The organism is Streptomyces sp. B6B3, assembly GCF_039871525.1.
Lineage (GTDB): Bacteria > Actinomycetota > Actinomycetes > Streptomycetales > Streptomycetaceae > Streptomyces.
In genome coordinates this window covers 1-15,417 of record NZ_JBDPLU010000041.1, presented here as the reverse complement: position 1 = coordinate 15,417, position 15,417 = coordinate 1, and the positions used below count along the sequence as shown (strand labels likewise).

Annotated in this window: 14 protein-coding genes and 1 pseudogene; 14 read left to right on the top strand and 1 reads right to left on the bottom strand. The window is 73.2% G+C overall.

All coding sequences use genetic code 11. From position 1 onward, the window contains the following. The first annotated feature begins 183 nt into the window (after nt 1–183). The 14 genes from ABGB06_RS38420 (at nt 184) to ABGB06_RS38355 (ending at nt 15,274) form a co-directional block, all read left to right on the top strand. A complete protein-coding gene (locus ABGB06_RS38420; protein ID WP_347600001.1) occupies nt 184–1,137 on the top strand; it encodes a phosphatidylinositol mannoside acyltransferase in 954 nt (317 codons plus the stop codon). Beyond that, nucleotides 1,134–2,294, top strand: coding sequence for a glycosyltransferase family 4 protein (locus ABGB06_RS38415; RefSeq protein ID WP_347599998.1), 1,161 nt, complete (start codon nt 1,134–1,136; stop codon nt 2,292–2,294). The genes ABGB06_RS38420 and ABGB06_RS38415 overlap by 4 nt, the downstream gene beginning before the upstream one ends. Nucleotides 2,295–2,340: 46 nt before the next feature. Beyond that, nucleotides 2,341–2,904 carry a hypothetical protein gene (locus ABGB06_RS38410; RefSeq protein WP_347599995.1) on the top strand — a complete coding sequence of 188 codons (564 nt, stop codon included), beginning with the start codon at nt 2,341–2,343 and terminating at the stop codon, nt 2,902–2,904. Between the two features lie 177 nt (nt 2,905–3,081). Continuing rightward, the gene (gene pdxS, locus ABGB06_RS38405; RefSeq protein WP_347599992.1) at nt 3,082–3,996 is read left to right on the top strand and encodes a pyridoxal 5'-phosphate synthase lyase subunit PdxS; all 915 of its coding nucleotides are present in this window, start codon (nt 3,082–3,084) and stop codon (nt 3,994–3,996) included. A 7-nt stretch (nt 3,997–4,003) separates the two neighbouring features. After that, a complete protein-coding gene (gene pdxT / locus ABGB06_RS38400; protein WP_347599989.1) occupies nt 4,004–4,594 on the top strand; it encodes a pyridoxal 5'-phosphate synthase glutaminase subunit PdxT in 591 nt (196 codons plus the stop codon). Nucleotides 4,595–4,664: 70 nt separating this feature from the next. Beyond that, nucleotides 4,665–5,417 (top strand): YebC/PmpR family DNA-binding transcriptional regulator, encoded by a 753-nt coding sequence (locus ABGB06_RS38395; RefSeq protein WP_347599986.1) that lies wholly within the window; start codon nt 4,665–4,667, stop codon nt 5,415–5,417. Nucleotides 5,418–5,658: 241 nt separating this feature from the next. Continuing rightward, nucleotides 5,659–6,213 carry a crossover junction endodeoxyribonuclease RuvC gene (ruvC, locus tag ABGB06_RS38390; RefSeq protein WP_347599983.1) on the top strand — a complete coding sequence of 185 codons (555 nt, stop codon included), beginning with the start codon at nt 5,659–5,661 and terminating at the stop codon, nt 6,211–6,213. Continuing rightward, complete coding sequence (gene ruvA, locus ABGB06_RS38385) at nt 6,210–6,836, top strand: Holliday junction branch migration protein RuvA (RefSeq protein ID WP_347599980.1); 627 nt, start codon at nt 6,210–6,212, stop codon at nt 6,834–6,836. The genes ruvC and ruvA overlap by 4 nt, the downstream gene beginning before the upstream one ends. Nucleotides 6,837–7,205: 369 nt before the next feature. Then, a complete protein-coding gene (ruvB, locus tag ABGB06_RS38380) occupies nt 7,206–8,285 on the top strand; it encodes a Holliday junction branch migration DNA helicase RuvB (RefSeq protein ID WP_347599977.1) in 1,080 nt (359 codons plus the stop codon). Between the two features lie 162 nt (nt 8,286–8,447). Then, nucleotides 8,448–8,918 carry a preprotein translocase subunit YajC gene (yajC, locus tag ABGB06_RS38375; protein WP_347599974.1) on the top strand — a complete coding sequence of 157 codons (471 nt, stop codon included), beginning with the start codon at nt 8,448–8,450 and terminating at the stop codon, nt 8,916–8,918. A 142-nt stretch (nt 8,919–9,060) separates the two neighbouring features. Continuing rightward, nucleotides 9,061–10,830 carry a protein translocase subunit SecD gene (gene secD, locus ABGB06_RS38370; RefSeq protein WP_347600109.1) on the top strand — a complete coding sequence of 590 codons (1,770 nt, stop codon included), beginning with the start codon at nt 9,061–9,063 and terminating at the stop codon, nt 10,828–10,830. Nucleotide 10,831: 1 nt separating this feature from the next. Then, nucleotides 10,832–12,040, top strand: a complete 1,209-nt coding sequence (gene secF / locus ABGB06_RS38365) for a protein translocase subunit SecF (protein ID WP_347599971.1) — start codon at nt 10,832–10,834, stop codon at nt 12,038–12,040. Beyond that, a complete protein-coding gene (locus ABGB06_RS38360) occupies nt 12,037–12,615 on the top strand; it encodes an adenine phosphoribosyltransferase (RefSeq protein ID WP_347599968.1) in 579 nt (192 codons plus the stop codon). The genes secF and ABGB06_RS38360 overlap by 4 nt, the downstream gene beginning before the upstream one ends. A gap of 196 nt (nt 12,616–12,811) precedes the next feature. Next, complete coding sequence (locus ABGB06_RS38355) at nt 12,812–15,274, top strand: bifunctional (p)ppGpp synthetase/guanosine-3',5'-bis(diphosphate) 3'-pyrophosphohydrolase (protein WP_347599965.1); 2,463 nt, start codon at nt 12,812–12,814, stop codon at nt 15,272–15,274. Between the two features lie 16 nt (nt 15,275–15,290). Here ABGB06_RS38355 and ABGB06_RS38350 read toward each other — a convergent pair. Beyond that, nucleotides 15,291–15,417, bottom strand: a pseudogene (locus ABGB06_RS38350) (DUF349 domain-containing protein); the annotation flags it as partial.

Here is a 15,417-nt window from a genome sequence, read left to right as displayed (position 1 = left end):
CACCGGGCGCGCCGACGCGGCCGAAGGCGCCGCGGGGTCCGAGGCCGGCCAGGACGCCGAGCGCCCGGACGACGCCGGGGGTGCCGCGCCGCGGGGTACGGGCGGCGGGAGCGCCGGCCGGACCGGGAAGCCCAAGGCGGCCGGAGGCTCGCGGCCGCCGTCGAGGCCGGGGAGCCGCCGGGGATGAAGGAGCGGGCCGCGGACGCCCTGTACGGCCTCGGCTGGGGCGCCGTCAAGCGGCTGCCCGAGCCCACCGCCCACGCCCTGGGGCGTCGCCTCGCGGACGGCGCCTGGCGTCGTCACGGTCCCGGAGTGCGGCAGTTGGAGGCCAATCTCGCCCGGGTGGTACCGAACGCGGAGCCCGGCCGGCTGCGCGAGCTGTCCCGGGCGGGCATGCGCTCGTACCTCAGGTACTGGATGGAGTCCTTCCGGCTGCCGGTGTGGCCCAGGGCGAGGATCGCCGCCTCCTTCCGCCCCCACGAGATCGAACGCCTCCCCGCCATCATGGACTCCGGCCGCGGCGTCATCGTCGCGCTGCCCCACATGGCCAACTGGGACCTGGCCGGCGCCTGGGTGGTCACCGACCTCGGCATCCCCTTCGCCACCGTCGTCGAACGGCTGAGTCCCGAGCGTCTCTTCGACCGCTTCGTGGCCTACCGCGAGGCGCTCGGCATGGAGGTGCTGCCGCACGCCGGCGGCGCCTCGTTCGGCTCGCTGGCCCGTCGGCTGCGCCGCGGCGGCTTGGTGTGCCTGGTCGCCGACCGCGACCTGTCCGCCTCGGGCATCGGCGTGAGGTTCTTCGGGGAGGCCGCGCGGATGCCGGCCGGGCCCGCCCTGCTGGCCCTGCAGACCGGCGCCGCCCTGCTGCCGGTGACCCTCTGGTACGACGACTCGCCGGTGATGAAGGGACGCGTGTACCCGCCGGTGGAACCGCCCGAGACCGGTACCCGCGCGGAGAAGGCGGCGGCGATGACGCAGGCGATGGCCGATCGCTTCGCCGAGGGCATCGCCGCGCATCCGCAGGACTGGCACATGCTGCAACGGTTCTGGGCGGCCGACCTGGCGCGTCCCGGGCCGGGGGAGCGCGGGCGACCCGACGACCCGCGCCGGACGGCCGGGAGGGGATCGGCGCCGTGAGGATCGGCATCGTCTGCCCGTACTCCTGGGACGTGCCGGGCGGCGTCCAGTTCCACGTGCGCGACCTGGCCGAACACCTCATCAGGCAGGGCCACGTCGTCTCGGTGCTCGCCCCGGCCGACGAGGACACGCCGCTGCCGCCCTACGTGGTCTCCGCCGGGCGCGCGGTGTCCGTCCCGTACAACGGCTCGGTGGCGCGGGTCAACCTCGGCTTCATGTCCGCCTCCCGGGTCCGGCGGTGGGTGCACGAGGGCGACTTCGAGGTGCTGCACATCCACGAGCCGGCCGTTCCGTCGCTCGGGCTGCTCACCTGCTGGGCCGCGCGCGGGCCGATCGTGGCCACCTTCCACACCTCCAACCCGCGGTCCCGGGCGATGATCGCCGCCTACCCGATCCTGCAGCCCGCGCTGGAGAAGATCAGCGCCCGCATCGCGGTCAGCGAGTACGCGCGCCGCACCCTGGTCGAGCACCTGGGCGGGGACGCGGTGGTGATCCCCAACGGCGTCGACGTCTCCTTCTTCGCCCGGGCCGAGCCCCGCGCCGAGTGGCAGGGCGGGACCATCGGCTTCATCGGCCGCATCGACGAGCCCCGCAAGGGGCTGCCGGTGCTGATGCGGGCGCTGCCGGAGATCCTGGCCGCGCGCCCGGACACCCGGCTGCTGGTGGCCGGCCGCGGCGACGAGCGCGAGGCACTGGGGCGGCTGCCGGCGTCGGTGCGCGGGCGGGTGGAGTTCCTCGGCATGGTCAGCGACGAGGACAAGGCCCGGCTGCTGCGCAGCGTGGACGTGTACGTGGCGCCCAACACCGGCGGGGAGAGCTTCGGCATCATCCTCGTCGAGGCGATGTCCGCGGGCGCGCCGGTGCTCGCCAGCGACCTGGACGCGTTCGCCCAGGTGCTCGACCAGGGCGCCGCGGGCCAGCTGTTCCCCAACGAGGACGCCGGGGCCCTGGCCGCGGCCGCGGTGCGGCTGCTCGGGGACCCCGACCGGCGCGCGCAGCTGCGCGAGCGGGGCAGCCGGCACGTGCGCCGCTTCGACTGGCCCACCGTGGGCGCCGACATCCTCGCGGTCTACGAGACGGTGACCGCCGGCGCCGGGGCCGTCGCCCCCGACGACCGGATGGGGCTGCTGGGCCGGCTCGGCTTCGCCCGCGACTGACCGCGGGGCCGGGCGGCCTTCGGCGCCGGTAGGGTAGCCGGGCGTGATGACCGTCATCTGGATCGCCGTCGGCCTGCTGCTGATCGGGGTCTACCTCAGCTGGACGGCCGGGCGTCTCGACCGGCTGCACGCCCGCATCGACGCCGCGCGGGCGGCGTTGGACGCGCAGCTGCTGCGCCGCGCCTCCATCGCCCAGGAGCTGGCCACCGCCGGCGTCTTCGACCCGGCCGCCTCGATGGTGCTCTACCAGGCGGCGCACGCGGCTCGACTGGCGCCGGGGGAGCAGCGCGAGGTGGCGGAGAGCGAGCTCAGCCACGCGCTGCGCGCGGTCTTCGCCGAGAGCACCCAGGTGCGGGCGGTCCGCCAGGCACCGGGCGGCGAGGCCACGGCCGAGGAACTGGTCGCGGCGGTGCGCCGGGTGCCGATGGCCCGCCGCTTCCACAACGACGCGGTGCGCGCCGCGCGGGCGCTGCGTCGGCACCGCACGGTCCGGTGGTTCCGCCTCGCCGGCCACGCGCCGTTCCCGCTGGCGTTCGAGATGGACGACGAGCCGCCGGAGGCGCTGGCCGGATACGCGCCGCCCGAGGGTGGCGACGGCCCAGTCCACTGACCCGGGATTGGCCCTTTGCGAACCAGGCCACCTCGGGTTTCCATCGGTGAGTGGCCCGCCGGGTGCCGCGCGCTCGGCCGGGCGGCCCGGGCCGACGAGCCCACGAGGGTCGGTTCGATCCGGCTCGGTCCGGCTCAGCCCTGTTCCGTCCCACCTTCTCCCTCTGCGAGGTCATCCGTGTCCAGCGTGCCCCCCAACACCCCCCAGGACCCGGCCACCGGTACGGCTCGGGTCAAGCGAGGCATGGCCGAGCAGCTCAAGGGCGGCGTGATCATGGACGTCGTCACCCCCGAGCAGGCCAAGATCGCCGAGGACGCCGGCGCGGTCGCGGTGATGGCCCTGGAGCGCGTCCCGGCCGACATCCGCCGGGAGGGCGGCGTCGCCCGGATGTCCGACCCGGACCTGATCGACGGCATCATCGCCGCGGTCTCCATCCCCGTGATGGCCAAGTCGCGGATCGGGCATCTGGTGGAGGCGCAGGTGCTCCAGGCCCTCGGCGTCGACTACATCGACGAGTCCGAGGTGCTCACCCCGGCCGACGAGGTCAACCACACCGACAAGTGGGGCTTCACCACCCCGTTCGTCTGCGGCGCCACCAACCTCGGCGAGGCCCTGCGCCGGATCTCCGAGGGCGCCGCGATGATCCGCTCCAAGGGCGAGGCCGGAACCGGCAACGTGGTCGAGGCGGTCCGCCACATGCGCCAGATCCGGGGCGACATCGCCCGCCTGCGCGGCCTGGACGCCCACGAGCTGTACGGCGCGGCCAAGGAGCTGCGCGCACCCTACGAGCTGGTCCGCGAGGTGGCCGAGCTCGGCAAACTGCCCGTGGTGCTGTTCTCCGCCGGCGGCGTGGCCACCCCGGCCGACGCGGCCCTGATGCGGCAGCTCGGCGCCGAGGGCGTCTTCGTCGGCTCCGGCATCTTCAAGTCGGGCGACCCGGCCAAGCGCGCCGCCGCCATCGTGAAGGCCACGACCTTCTTCGACGACCCCAAGGTCATCGCGGACGCCTCGCGGAGCCTGGGCGAGGCCATGGTGGGGATCAACCTGGACGCCGAGCCCGGATCCGAGCGCTACGCCGACCGAGGCTGGTAGGCGCGTCATGAACGAGCCCCTCATCGGCGTCCTCGCCCTCCAGGGCGACGTCCGCGAGCACCTGGCCGCCCTGGAGGGGGCCGGCGCACGGGCCACGCCGGTGCGCCGACCCGAGGAACTGGCCCGGGTGCGGGGCCTCGTCATCCCGGGCGGCGAGTCCACCACCATCTCCAAGCTGGCCTCCGCCTTCGGCCTGCTGGAGCCGCTCCGCGAGCGGGTCGCCGCCGGCATGCCGGCCTACGGCTCGTGCGCCGGCATGATCATGCTCGCGGACAAGATCCTCGATCCGCGGTCCGGACAGGAGACCGTCGGCGGCATCGACATGATCGTCCGGCGCAACGCCTTCGGTCGGCAGAACGAGTCGTTCGAGGCGAGCGTCGACGTCGCGGGGGTGCCCGGCGGGCCGGTGCAGGGCGTGTTCATCCGCGCGCCCTGGGTGGAGTCCATCGGCGCGGCGGCCGAGTCGCTCGCCGAGGTGGACGGACACAGCGTGGCGGTGCGGCAGGGGCGGCTGCTCGCCACCGCGTTCCACCCGGAGTTGACGGGCGACCACCGCGTGCATCGCCTCTTCGCCGAGATGGTGCGGGCGGTCGACTAGCCGAACAGCCCCCGCGCTGCGGGTAGGATCGCGAATCTGCAGAAGTCGGCGAGAGCGAAGGAGCACAGGCGTGTCCGGCCACTCCAAGTGGGCAACCACCAAGCACAAGAAGGCCGTGATCGATGCCAAGCGGGGCAAGCTCTTCGCCAAGCTGATCAAGAACATCGAGGTCGCGGCCCGCACCGGCGGCGGTGATCCGGAGGGTAATCCGACGCTCTACGACGCCATCCAGAAGGCGAAGAAGAGCTCGGTGCCCAACACCAACATCGATCGGGCGGTCAAGCGCGGCGCGGGCCTGGAGGCCGGCGGCGCCGACTACCAGACGATCATGTACGAGGGATACGGCCCCGGCGGCGTCGCGGTGTTGATCGAATGCCTCACCGACAACCGCAACCGCGCCGCCTCGGACGTGCGCGTGGCCATGACCCGCAACGGCGGCTCGATGGCCGACCCCGGCTCCGTCTCCTACCTGTTCCAGCGCAAGGGCGTGGTGCTCGTCCCCAAGAACGGGCTGGCCGAGGACGACGTGCTCGGCGCGGTGTTGGACGCCGGTGCCGAGGAGGTCAACGACCTGGGCGAGTCCTTCGAGGTGGTCAGCGAGGCCGGCGATCTGGTCGCGGTCCGCAGCGCCCTGCAGGACTCCGGCATCGACTACGACTCGGCGGAGGCCAGCTTCCTGCCCACCATGCAGGTCGAGCTCGACGAGGACGGCGCCCGCAGGATCTTCCGGCTGATCGAGGCGCTGGAGGACAGCGACGACGTGCAGAACGTCTTCGCCAACTTCGACGTGTCCGACGAGATCATGGCGCAGGTCGACGCGTAGGTCCTGGCGGACCGGCGCCGGACAGCCCGCGGGCGGCCGATGCGACGCACGGCGGGGCGGAGGGTCGCCCCGCCGGACGGGACGCGTCGGACCGGGCGCGGGCTGTCCGCCCCGGCGGGGTTCGCGGCCGGCTGTCGGTGGTCGCCGGTAGCCTGCCGGCACAGTCGATCACCACAGTCGATCACCACAGTCGATCACCACGGTCGGCGACGGTCGGCAAGGACGACGCGAGGGAGGGCCGATGCGGGTGCTCGGCGTGGACCCGGGGCTCACCCGCTGCGGCGTCGGCGTGGTGGACGGTGCTCCCGGCCGGCCGCTTCGGATGATCGGCGTCGGCGTGATCCGCACCCCGGCCGACGCGGAGATCGCCCAGCGCCTGGTGCTCGTCGAGCGCGGCGTCGAGGAGTGGCTCGACGCGCACCGGCCGGACGCCGTCGCCGTGGAGCGGGTCTTCAGCCAGCACAACGTGCGCACCGTCATGGGCACCGCCCAGGCCAGCGCCGTGGCGATGCTCTGCGCCGCGCGCCGCGGTCTGCCCGTCGCGCTGCACACCCCGAGCGAGGTCAAGGCCGCCGTCACCGGCAGCGGCCGGGCCGACAAGGCGCAGATCGGCGCCATGGTCACCCGGCTGCTGCGGTTGGCCGAGCCGCCGCGGCCGGCGGACGCCGCCGACGCCCTGGCCCTCGCCATCTGTCACCTCTGGCGCGCCCCGGCGCAGGACCGGCTGCGCCGGGCCCACGCCGCCGCCCGACCCCGTCCCGCATCCACCCCACCGGAGGGCAGTACCCCGTCATGATCGCCTTCGTCTCCGGGCCGGTCGCCGCCCTCGCCCCCGACGCCGCCGTGCTGGAGGTCGGCGGCCTCGGCGTGGCCGTGCAGTGCACGCCGGGCACCCTGGCCGGGCTGCGCATGGGGGAGCAGGCCCGGCTCGCCACCTCCCTCGTCGTCCGCGAGGACTCCCTCACCCTGTACGGCTTCGCCGACGACGACGAGCGGCAGGTCTTCGAACTGCTCCAGACCGCGAGCGGGGTCGGCCCGCGGCTCGCCCAGGCCATGCTCGCGGTGCATTCGCCCAACGCGCTGCGGATCGCCGTGGCCACCGGTGACGAGAAGGCGCTGACCGCCGTTCCCGGCATCGGGAAGAAGGGCGCGCAGAAGCTGCTGCTGGAGCTCAGGGACCGGCTCGGCGAGCCGGTCGGCCCGGTTCCGGGTGCCGCATCCCGCGCCCCGGGCGCCGCCGCGGCGGCCGGCTGGCGCGACCAGTTGCACGCCGCCCTCGTCGGCCTGGGGTACCCGCCGCGCGACGCCGAGCGGGCGGTCGAGGCCGTCGCCCCGCAGGCCGAGGCCGGCGACGCCGGGCCGCCGCCCGTCTCCCGGCTGCTCCGCGCCGCCCTGCAGACCCTGAACCGGACCCGCTGACGCCCGGCGCGCGGTGACCACCCGCGCCCGCCCATCTCCCGAGGAGTCCCCGATGCCGCCGCCCCCGCCGAACGCCCCAGCGGGCCCTCCGCCCGCCAGCCCGAGGCGACGTGGCGCCCCCGTGCGGCGACCCCACCCCGCCGGGCCGAGTCCAAGCGGCGCGTCGCGCGGCCGGGCCCGCTCCGCGGGTGACCGGAGGCCCGCGAGCCGCGTCGTGGTCGGCGCCGCCGTCCGGGGTGAACGGCGGCGCGCCGTGGCGGCCCCGGCCCGCCGGCAGGGTCACCCCTGCCACTCCGACCCCACCCGTCCCACCCGCACGCGGGCCAGGGCTCACCCCGCCGCGGCGGCCTCCCCGGAAAGGGGCACCGCATGAGCTGGGAGGAGCCACCGGCCGAGGGCGGGCAGCGTCTCGTCGGCCCGGCCGCCGACCGGGAGGATCTGGCCGTCGAGGCGGCGCTGCGGCCCCGTGACCTCGCCGAGTTCATCGGCCAGAGCCGGGTCCGCGAGCAGCTCGACCTGGTGTTGCGCGCGGCCCGCGCCCGCGGCGGCACCGCCGACCACGTGCTGCTGTCCGGCGCCCCCGGTCTCGGCAAGACCACCCTCTCCATGATCATCGCCGCCGAGATGGCCGCCCCCATCCGCATCACCTCGGGGCCGGCCATCCAGCACGCGGGAGACCTCGCCGCGATCCTCTCCTCGCTGGCCGAGGGCGAGGTGCTCTTCCTCGACGAGATCCACCGGATGTCCCGGCCGGCCGAGGAGATGCTCTACATGGCGATGGAGGACTTCCGCGTCGACGTCATCGTCGGCAAGGGCCCGGGTGCCACCGCCATTCCCCTGGAGCTGCCGCCGTTCACCCTGGTCGGCGCGACCACCCGCGCCGGATTGCTGCCGCCGCCGCTGCGCGACCGTTTCGGCTTCACCGCGCACATGGAGTTCTACGCGCCCACCGAACTCGAACGGGTGGTGCACCGCTCGGCGACGCTGCTCGACGTCGAGGTGACGGGGGACGGCGCGGCCGAGATCGCCGGCCGCTCCCGGGGCACGCCGCGCATCGCCAACCGGCTGCTGCGTCGGGTCAGGGACTACGCCCAGGTCCGGGCCGACGGGGTGGTGACCAGGGAGGCCGCCGAGCGGGCACTGGCCGTGTACGAGGTGGACGAGCGCGGGCTCGACCGCCTGGACCGGGCGGTGCTGCGGGCCCTGCTCCAGCTCTTCGGCGGCGGGCCGGTCGGCCTGTCCACGCTCGCGGTCGCGGTGGGGGAGGAGTCGGAGACCGTGGAGGAGGTGGCCGAGCCGTTCCTGGTCCGCGAAGGGCTGCTGGCCCGGACACCGCGCGGCCGCGTCGCCACCCCGGCCGCCTGGCGCCACCTCGGGCTCGCGCCGCCGGCCGCCGGCGGCCAGAACGCGGGACCCGGCGGCGGACAAGAAGGGCTCTTCGGGACGTGACGGTGCGATATTCCTCCGTGACGGAACTCCGCTAGCATCGTGCACGTTGTTCCCCAGGCGCAGCCTCGCTTAGACTCCGCCGACGCCGCCCCGCTCACGGAACGGCGTGCCCACCCCCGAATAGGGCCGTGCAGCGGCCCCGCATAAGGACAATCCTCCGCCGTGGATATCGCGATTTTCTTTCCCTTCCTGCTGCTGATCGGCGTCATGTTCCTGATGACGCGCTCGGCGAAGAACCGTCAGCGCCAAGCCATGGAAATGCGGAACTCGATGGCTCCAGGTACGGGCATCCGGACGGTGGGCGGCATGTACGCCCAGGTCAAGGAGGTGCGCGAGGACACGGTGCTGGTCGAGATCGAGCCGGGCGTGCACGCCGTCTTCGCCAAGAACGCCATCGGGGCCGTGCTGGACCCCGAGGAGTACGAGCGCATCGTCAACGACGAGCCGGAGGCGGATGACGACGACGCCCCGGTCGTGCCCGACGACGCCTCCTCCCTGACCGAGGGCGAGTCCGACGAGCCGGATGACGGTGTGGACCTGGGCAAGCGGGACGACGACGGGACCGAGGAGCCGAAGGCGGCCAAGGAGAAGCGGGACAACGGAGCCGAGGGCGACGACGGCTCCAAGTCCTGATCGCTCGGCCTGACCGCTGACCCGGACGGAGAGAGACGACAAGGTGGCGACGAAGAAGGACTTCAGGTCCTCAGCGAAGCGGGACCTCAGCTCGCGGGGCGGCGGCAGGCCGGGGCGGCCCCTGCTGCTGATCCTGGTGGCCATGGTGGCGCTCACCGGCGGCATGTTCCTGTCCGGGCACACCACGCCCAGGCTGGGCATCGACCTGGCCGGCGGCACGAGCATCACGCTCGAGGCCACGGCGGACGAGGGCAACGAGGACGCGGTCAACGCGACCAACATGGAGACGGCCGTCTCCATCATCGAGCGCCGGGTGAACGGCCTGGGCGTGTCCGAGGCCGAGGTCCAGACCCAGGGCGAGCGGAACATCATCGTCAACATCCCCAAGGGGACTGACGAGCAGGAGGCCCGCGAGCAGGTGGGCACCACCGCGGAGCTGGGCTTCCGGCCGGTGCTCAGCTACGACACGGCGATCGAGACCGAAGAGGACTCCACCGACGACGCCACGGACGAGGCGACCGACGACGCCACGGACGAGGCGACCGACGAGGCGACCGACGAGGCCACTGACGAGGCCACTGACGAGGCCACTGACGAGGCGACCGACGAGGCCACGGACGAGGCGACGGACAGCCAGAGCATGCCCGCGCCGGACGCGGCCACCGGCTCCGGCACCACGGCCAACATGGCCTCCTTCGTCAACGACGAGGCGACCGACGGGGCGACGGACGAGGCCACCGACGGAGCGACCGACGAGGCCACCGACGAGGAGAGCAGCGGCGAGGAGGAGTCCTCCGACGACGCCTCGGACATCTACACCCAGCTCGAGAACCTCGACTGCAGCACCGAGCAGGCCCGCCTCGACGCCAGCCGGGCCGCCGCCCAGGCCGAGGACGAGGCCGAGGTGGTCACCTGCGACACCGACGGCTTCTACAAGTACGCGCTCGGCCCGGTGGCCGTGTCCGGCCGGGACGTCAGCGACGCGAACGCGGTCTTCGACTCCCAGACCGGCGGCGGCTGGATCGTGCAGATGGAGTTCAACGACTCCGGCACCGGCAAGTTCGCCGACATCACCGAGTACCTGGCCACCCAGTACGAGCCGATGAACCAGTTCGCCATCGTGCTGGACGGCGAGGTCGTCTCCGCCCCGTCCGTCTCCGAGCGGCTGGGCGGCGGCCGGGCCGAGATCTCCGGCAGCTTCAACCAGGAGTCGGCCGAGGAACTGGCCAACATCCTCAAGTACGGCGCCCTGCCGCTGAACTTCGAGGAGGCCAGCGTCTCCACGGTCTCCCCGACCCTGGGCGGCGAGCAGTTGCGGGCCGGCCTCATCGCCGGCGCCATCGGCCTCGCCCTGGTCGTGCTCTACCTGGTGATGTACTACCGCGGCCTGTCGCTGATCGCCTTCGCCAGCCTCGTGGCGTCCGCCATCCTGACCTACGCGATCATGTCGCTCCTCGGCCCCGCCATCGGCTTCGCCCTGAACCTGCCCGCGGTCTGCGGCGCCATCGTCGCCATCGGCATCACCGCGGACTCGTTCATCGTGTACTTCGAGCGGATCAGAGACGAGATCCGGGAGGGCCGCACCCTGCGGCCCGCCGTGGAGCGGGCCTGGCCCCGGGCCCGGCGCACCATCCTGGTGTCGGACTTCGTCTCCTTCCTCGCCGCGGCGGTGCTGTTCATGGTCACCGTCGGCAAGGTGCAGGGCTTCGCCTTCACCCTGGGGCTCACGACCCTGCTGGACGTGGTGGTCGTCTTCCTCTTCACCAAGCCGCTCATGACCCTGCTGGCCCGTCGCCGCTTCTTCGCCAGCGGGCATCCCTGGTCCGGGCTGGACCCCCGGCGTCTGGGCGCCCGTTCCCTGCGCGCCGGGCGTCGTCCCGCCCCCGCCCCCAGCGACCCGAAGGAGGCCTGAGATGTCGCGGCTCGGCACTCTCGGCGCCCGGCTCTACCGCGGTGAGATCGGCGTCGACTTCGTCGGCAGGCGGAAGTTCTGGTACGTCGTGTCGATCGTCATCACGATCGTCACCTTCGCCGGACTCGGCGTCCGCGGCCTGCACATGGGCGTGGAGTTCGAGGGCGGCGCGGTGTTCACCACGCCCGGCACGGACGTCTCCGTCGAGGAGGCCAGGGAGGTGGCGGAGGAGACGTCGGGCAGCAGCGCGCTGGTGCAGACCCTGGGTGACGACGGTTCGATGCGCATCCAGATCAGCGGTCTGGACACGGATCAGTCGAACGCCACCCGGGAGGCCCTGGCGGAGCGGCTCGACATCCCCGTCGACGAGCTGAACGCGGAAGTGATCGGCCCCAGCTGGGGTGACCAGATCGCCACCAAGGCGTGGCAGGGTCTGATCATCTTCCTCGTGCTGGTGGTCATCTACCTCGCCATCGCGTTCGAGTGGCGCATGGCGCTGGCCGCGCTCATCGCCCTCATCCACGACCTCACCATCACCGTCGGCGTCTACGCGATCGTCGGCTTCGAGGTCACCCCCGGCACCGTGATCGGCCTGCTCACCATCCTGGGGTACTCGCTCTACGACACCGTCGTGGTCTTCGACGGTCTGAAGGAGAGCACCAGGAACTTCACCAAGCAGAACCGCTACACCTACGCCGAGCTGGCCAACCGCAGCCTCAACGGCACCCTGGTGCGATCCATCAACACCTCCGTGGTCGCGCTGCTCCCGGTGGCCGGCCTGCTCTTCATCGGTGGTGGCGTCCTGGGTGGCGGGATGCTGAACGACATCTCGCTCTCCCTCTTCGTCGGCCTCACCGCGGGCGCCTACTCCTCGATCATGATCGCCACCCCGCTGGTCGCCGACTTCAAGATGCGCGAGCGGGAGATCCGGGCCCACGACAAGCGGGTGCTCTCCAAGCGGGCCAAGCGCGGCGACGACCCGGAGCTGGACGCGGGCCACGACGACGGCCCGGCGGACGACTCGGCCGACGCGATCGAGGACGACGCCCAGGCCGCGGAGGTCGTCCCGCCCCGCGCCCGGGAGGCGAAGCCGGAGCCCGAGGACGGCACGCCCGTGGGGGCCGGCCGGGTGGCGTCCTCGCGCGGGCCGCGCCGGCAGCCGACCTCCCGCGGTCGGGGCCGGGGGCGTCCCTCGGGGAAGCGGCGGTGACCCGGGCGGAGGGCACCGGTCTCGCCCCGCTCACGCCCGAGCTGCTGCGCCCGCTGCTGCTCGGCCGGATCCGCGACGTGCCCGACTATCCCAAGCCGGGCGTCCTCTTCAAGGACATCACGCCGCTGCTGGCCGACCCCGAGGCGTTCACCGCCCTCATCGAGGCGCTGGCCGCGGTCTGCGTGGACCACGGCGCCACGAAGGTGGTCGGCCTGGAGGCGCGGGGCTTCATCCTCGCGGCGCCCGTCGCGGTCCGGGCCGGCATCGGCTTCGTCCCGGTGCGCAAGGCCGGCAAGCTGCCGGGCGCGACCCTCTCCCAGGCGTACGAGCTGGAGTACGGCAGCGCCGAGATGGAGATCCACGCCGAGGATCTGGCCGCGGACGACCGGGTGCTGGTGATCGACGACGTGCTGGCCACCGGCGGCACGGCGGAGGCGTCGCTGCGGCTGATCCGCCGCTCGGGGGCCCGGATCGCGGGCCTCGCGGTGCTGATGGAGCTGGGTTTCCTGGGTGGCCGGGAGCGGGTGCTGCCGGCGCTCGACGGCGCCGCGTACCGGGCGTTGATCACGCTCTGAGCCGGGCCCCGCGCGTCCTTCGCGCGGGCCGGGCACGGCCCGGGTGGCCGGCTGGGCGAGAGGCTCCGGCGAGGGCTCGTTACCATGGCAGTCCGAACGTTTCTCGGCCGGACTCTCCAGGGGCCGCCGCCGGCCCTCAGGACCGTCCCTCTCCCCGGCTGCCCATGAGCCTCGGAGGGGCCGAAAAGGAGCGCCCTTGCCCGACGACGCCCAGCCGCTCGCCTCTGCCCAGCGGAACGACTCCAAGCCGCCCACCGCCGTCGACTGGCGGGACGGCGCGGACGGCCGCGCCCCGGCGCCCGCGCCCGCCGTCTCCGGAGTGTCGGGCCGCTCCGGCTCGTCCAATCGCGTGCGGGCCCGGCTGGCCCGCCTGGGCGTCCAGCGCTCCACCCCCTACAACCCGGTGCTGGAGCCGCTGCTGCGCGTCGTCAGGGCCAACGACCCCAAGGCCGACACCGCGGCGCTGCGCCGGATCGAACGCGCCTTCCAGGTGGCCGAACGCTGGCACCGCGGCCAGAAGCGGAAGAGCGGCGACCCGTACATCACCCACCCGCTGGCGGTGACCACCATCCTCGCGGAGCTGGGCATGGACCCGGCCACGCTGATGGCCGGCCTGCTGCACGACACCGTCGAGGACACCGAGTACGGCCTGGACAGCCTGCGCCGCGACTTCGGCGAGCAGGTGGCCCAGCTGGTGGACGGCGTGACCAAGCTGGACAAGGTCAAGTTCGGCGAGGCGGCGCAGGCCGAGACGGTCCGCAAGATGGTCGTGGCCATGGCCAAGGACCCCCGGGTGCTGGTCATCAAGCTCGCCGACCGGCTGCACAACATGCGCACCATGCGCTTCCTGAAGCGCGAGAAGCAGGAGCAGAAGGCGCGGGAGACGCTGGAGATCTACGCCCCGCTCGCCCACCGCCTCGGCATGAACACCATCAAGTGGGAGCTGGAGGACCTGGCCTTCGCCATCCTCTACCCGAAGATGTACGACGAGATCGTGCGCCTGGTCGCCGAGCGCGCGCCGAAGCGGGACGAGTACCTGGCGACCGTCATCGACGAGGTGCAGGCCGACCTGGGCGGCGCCCGGATCCGGGCCACCGTGACCGGCCGCCCCAAGCACTACTACAGCGTCTACCAGAAGATGATCGTGCGCGGCCGGGACTTCGCCGAGATCTACGACCTGGTGGGCATCCGCGTCCTGGTGGACACGGTCCGTGACTGCTACGCGGCGCTGGGCACCGTGCACGCCCGGTGGAACCCGGTGCCTGGGCGATTCAAGGACTACATCGCGATGCCCAAGTTCAACATGTACCAGTCGCTGCACACGACGGTCATCGGCCCCGGCGGCAAGCCGGTCGAGCTGCAGATCCGCACCTTCGACATGCACCGCCGCGCCGAGTTCGGCATCGCCGCGCACTGGAAGTACAAGCAGCAGGCCGTCTCCGGCACCGCGAAGGGCCGCTCCGACACGAAGGGCTCGGGCGGCAAGGGCGCCGGCGGCCGGCGGGCCGGCGGCCGGGAGGAGGCCGCGGTCAACGACATGGCCTGGCTGCGGCAGCTGCTCGACTGGCAGAAGGAGACCGAGGACCCGGGGGAGTTCCTGGAGTCCCTGCGCTTCGACCTGTCCCGCAACGAGGTCTTCGTCTTCACCCCCAAGGGCGACGTGATCGCGCTGCCCGCCGGAGCCACGCCGGTCGACTTCGCCTACGCCGTGCACACCGAGGTCGGCCACCGCACGATAGGGGCCAAGGTCAACGGTCGGCTGGTGCCTCTGGAGTCCACCCTGGACAACGGCGACACGGTGGAGATCTTCACCTCCAAGGCCTCCGGCGCCGGCCCCTCCCGGGACTGGCTGGGCTTCGTGAAGTCCCCCCGGGCACGGAACAAGATCCGCGGCTGGTTCTCCCGGGAGCGGCGCGACGAGGCGATCGAGCAGGGCAAGGACGCCATCGCCCGCGCGATGCGCAAGCAGAACCTGCCGATCCAGCACGTGCTCACCGGCGACTCGCTGGTGACGCTGGCGCACGAGATGCGGTACCCCGACATCTCCTCGCTGTACGCGGCCATCGGCGAGGGGCACGTCTCCGCGCAGAGCGTGGTGCAGAAGCTGGTGCAGGCGGTCGGCGGCGAGGAGGCCGCGGGCGAGGACATCGCGGAGTCCTCGCCGCCGGTGCCCACCCGCAGCAAGCGGCGCGCCACCCCGGACCCGGGCGTGGTGGTCAAGGGCATCGACGACGTGTGGATCAAGCTCGCCCGCTGCTGCACGCCGGTGCCGGGCGACCCCATCATCGGCTTCGTGACCCGCGGCAACGGCGTGTCGGTGCACCGGGCGGACTGCGTGAACGTCGACTCGTTGGCCCAGGAGCCGGAGCGGATCCTCGACGTCGAGTGGGCGCCCACCCAGTCCTCCGTGTTCCTGGTCGCCATCCAGGTGGAGGCGCTCGACCGGTCACGGCTGCTGTCGGACGTCACCCGGGTGCTGTCCGACCAGCACGTCAACATCCTGTCGGCGGCGGTGCAGACGTCCCGGGACCGGGTCGCCACCTCGCGGTTCACCTTCGAGATGGGTGACCCGAAGCACCTCGGCCACGTGCTGAAGGCGGTCCGCGGCGTCGAGGGCGTCTACGACGTGTACCGGGTGACGTCGCCCCGACGACCCTAGGACGCCTCCCCGACGCGACGAGGCCGTCGAGCCGCCGGGACAGGGCCTCCAGATCGCCCACGGCGTGCGCCTCCGCCACCTGCTCGCGCAGGTGGTCGATCGCGGTCGCCGCGTCCTTGGCGGACAGGTCGGTGGTCCGCAGC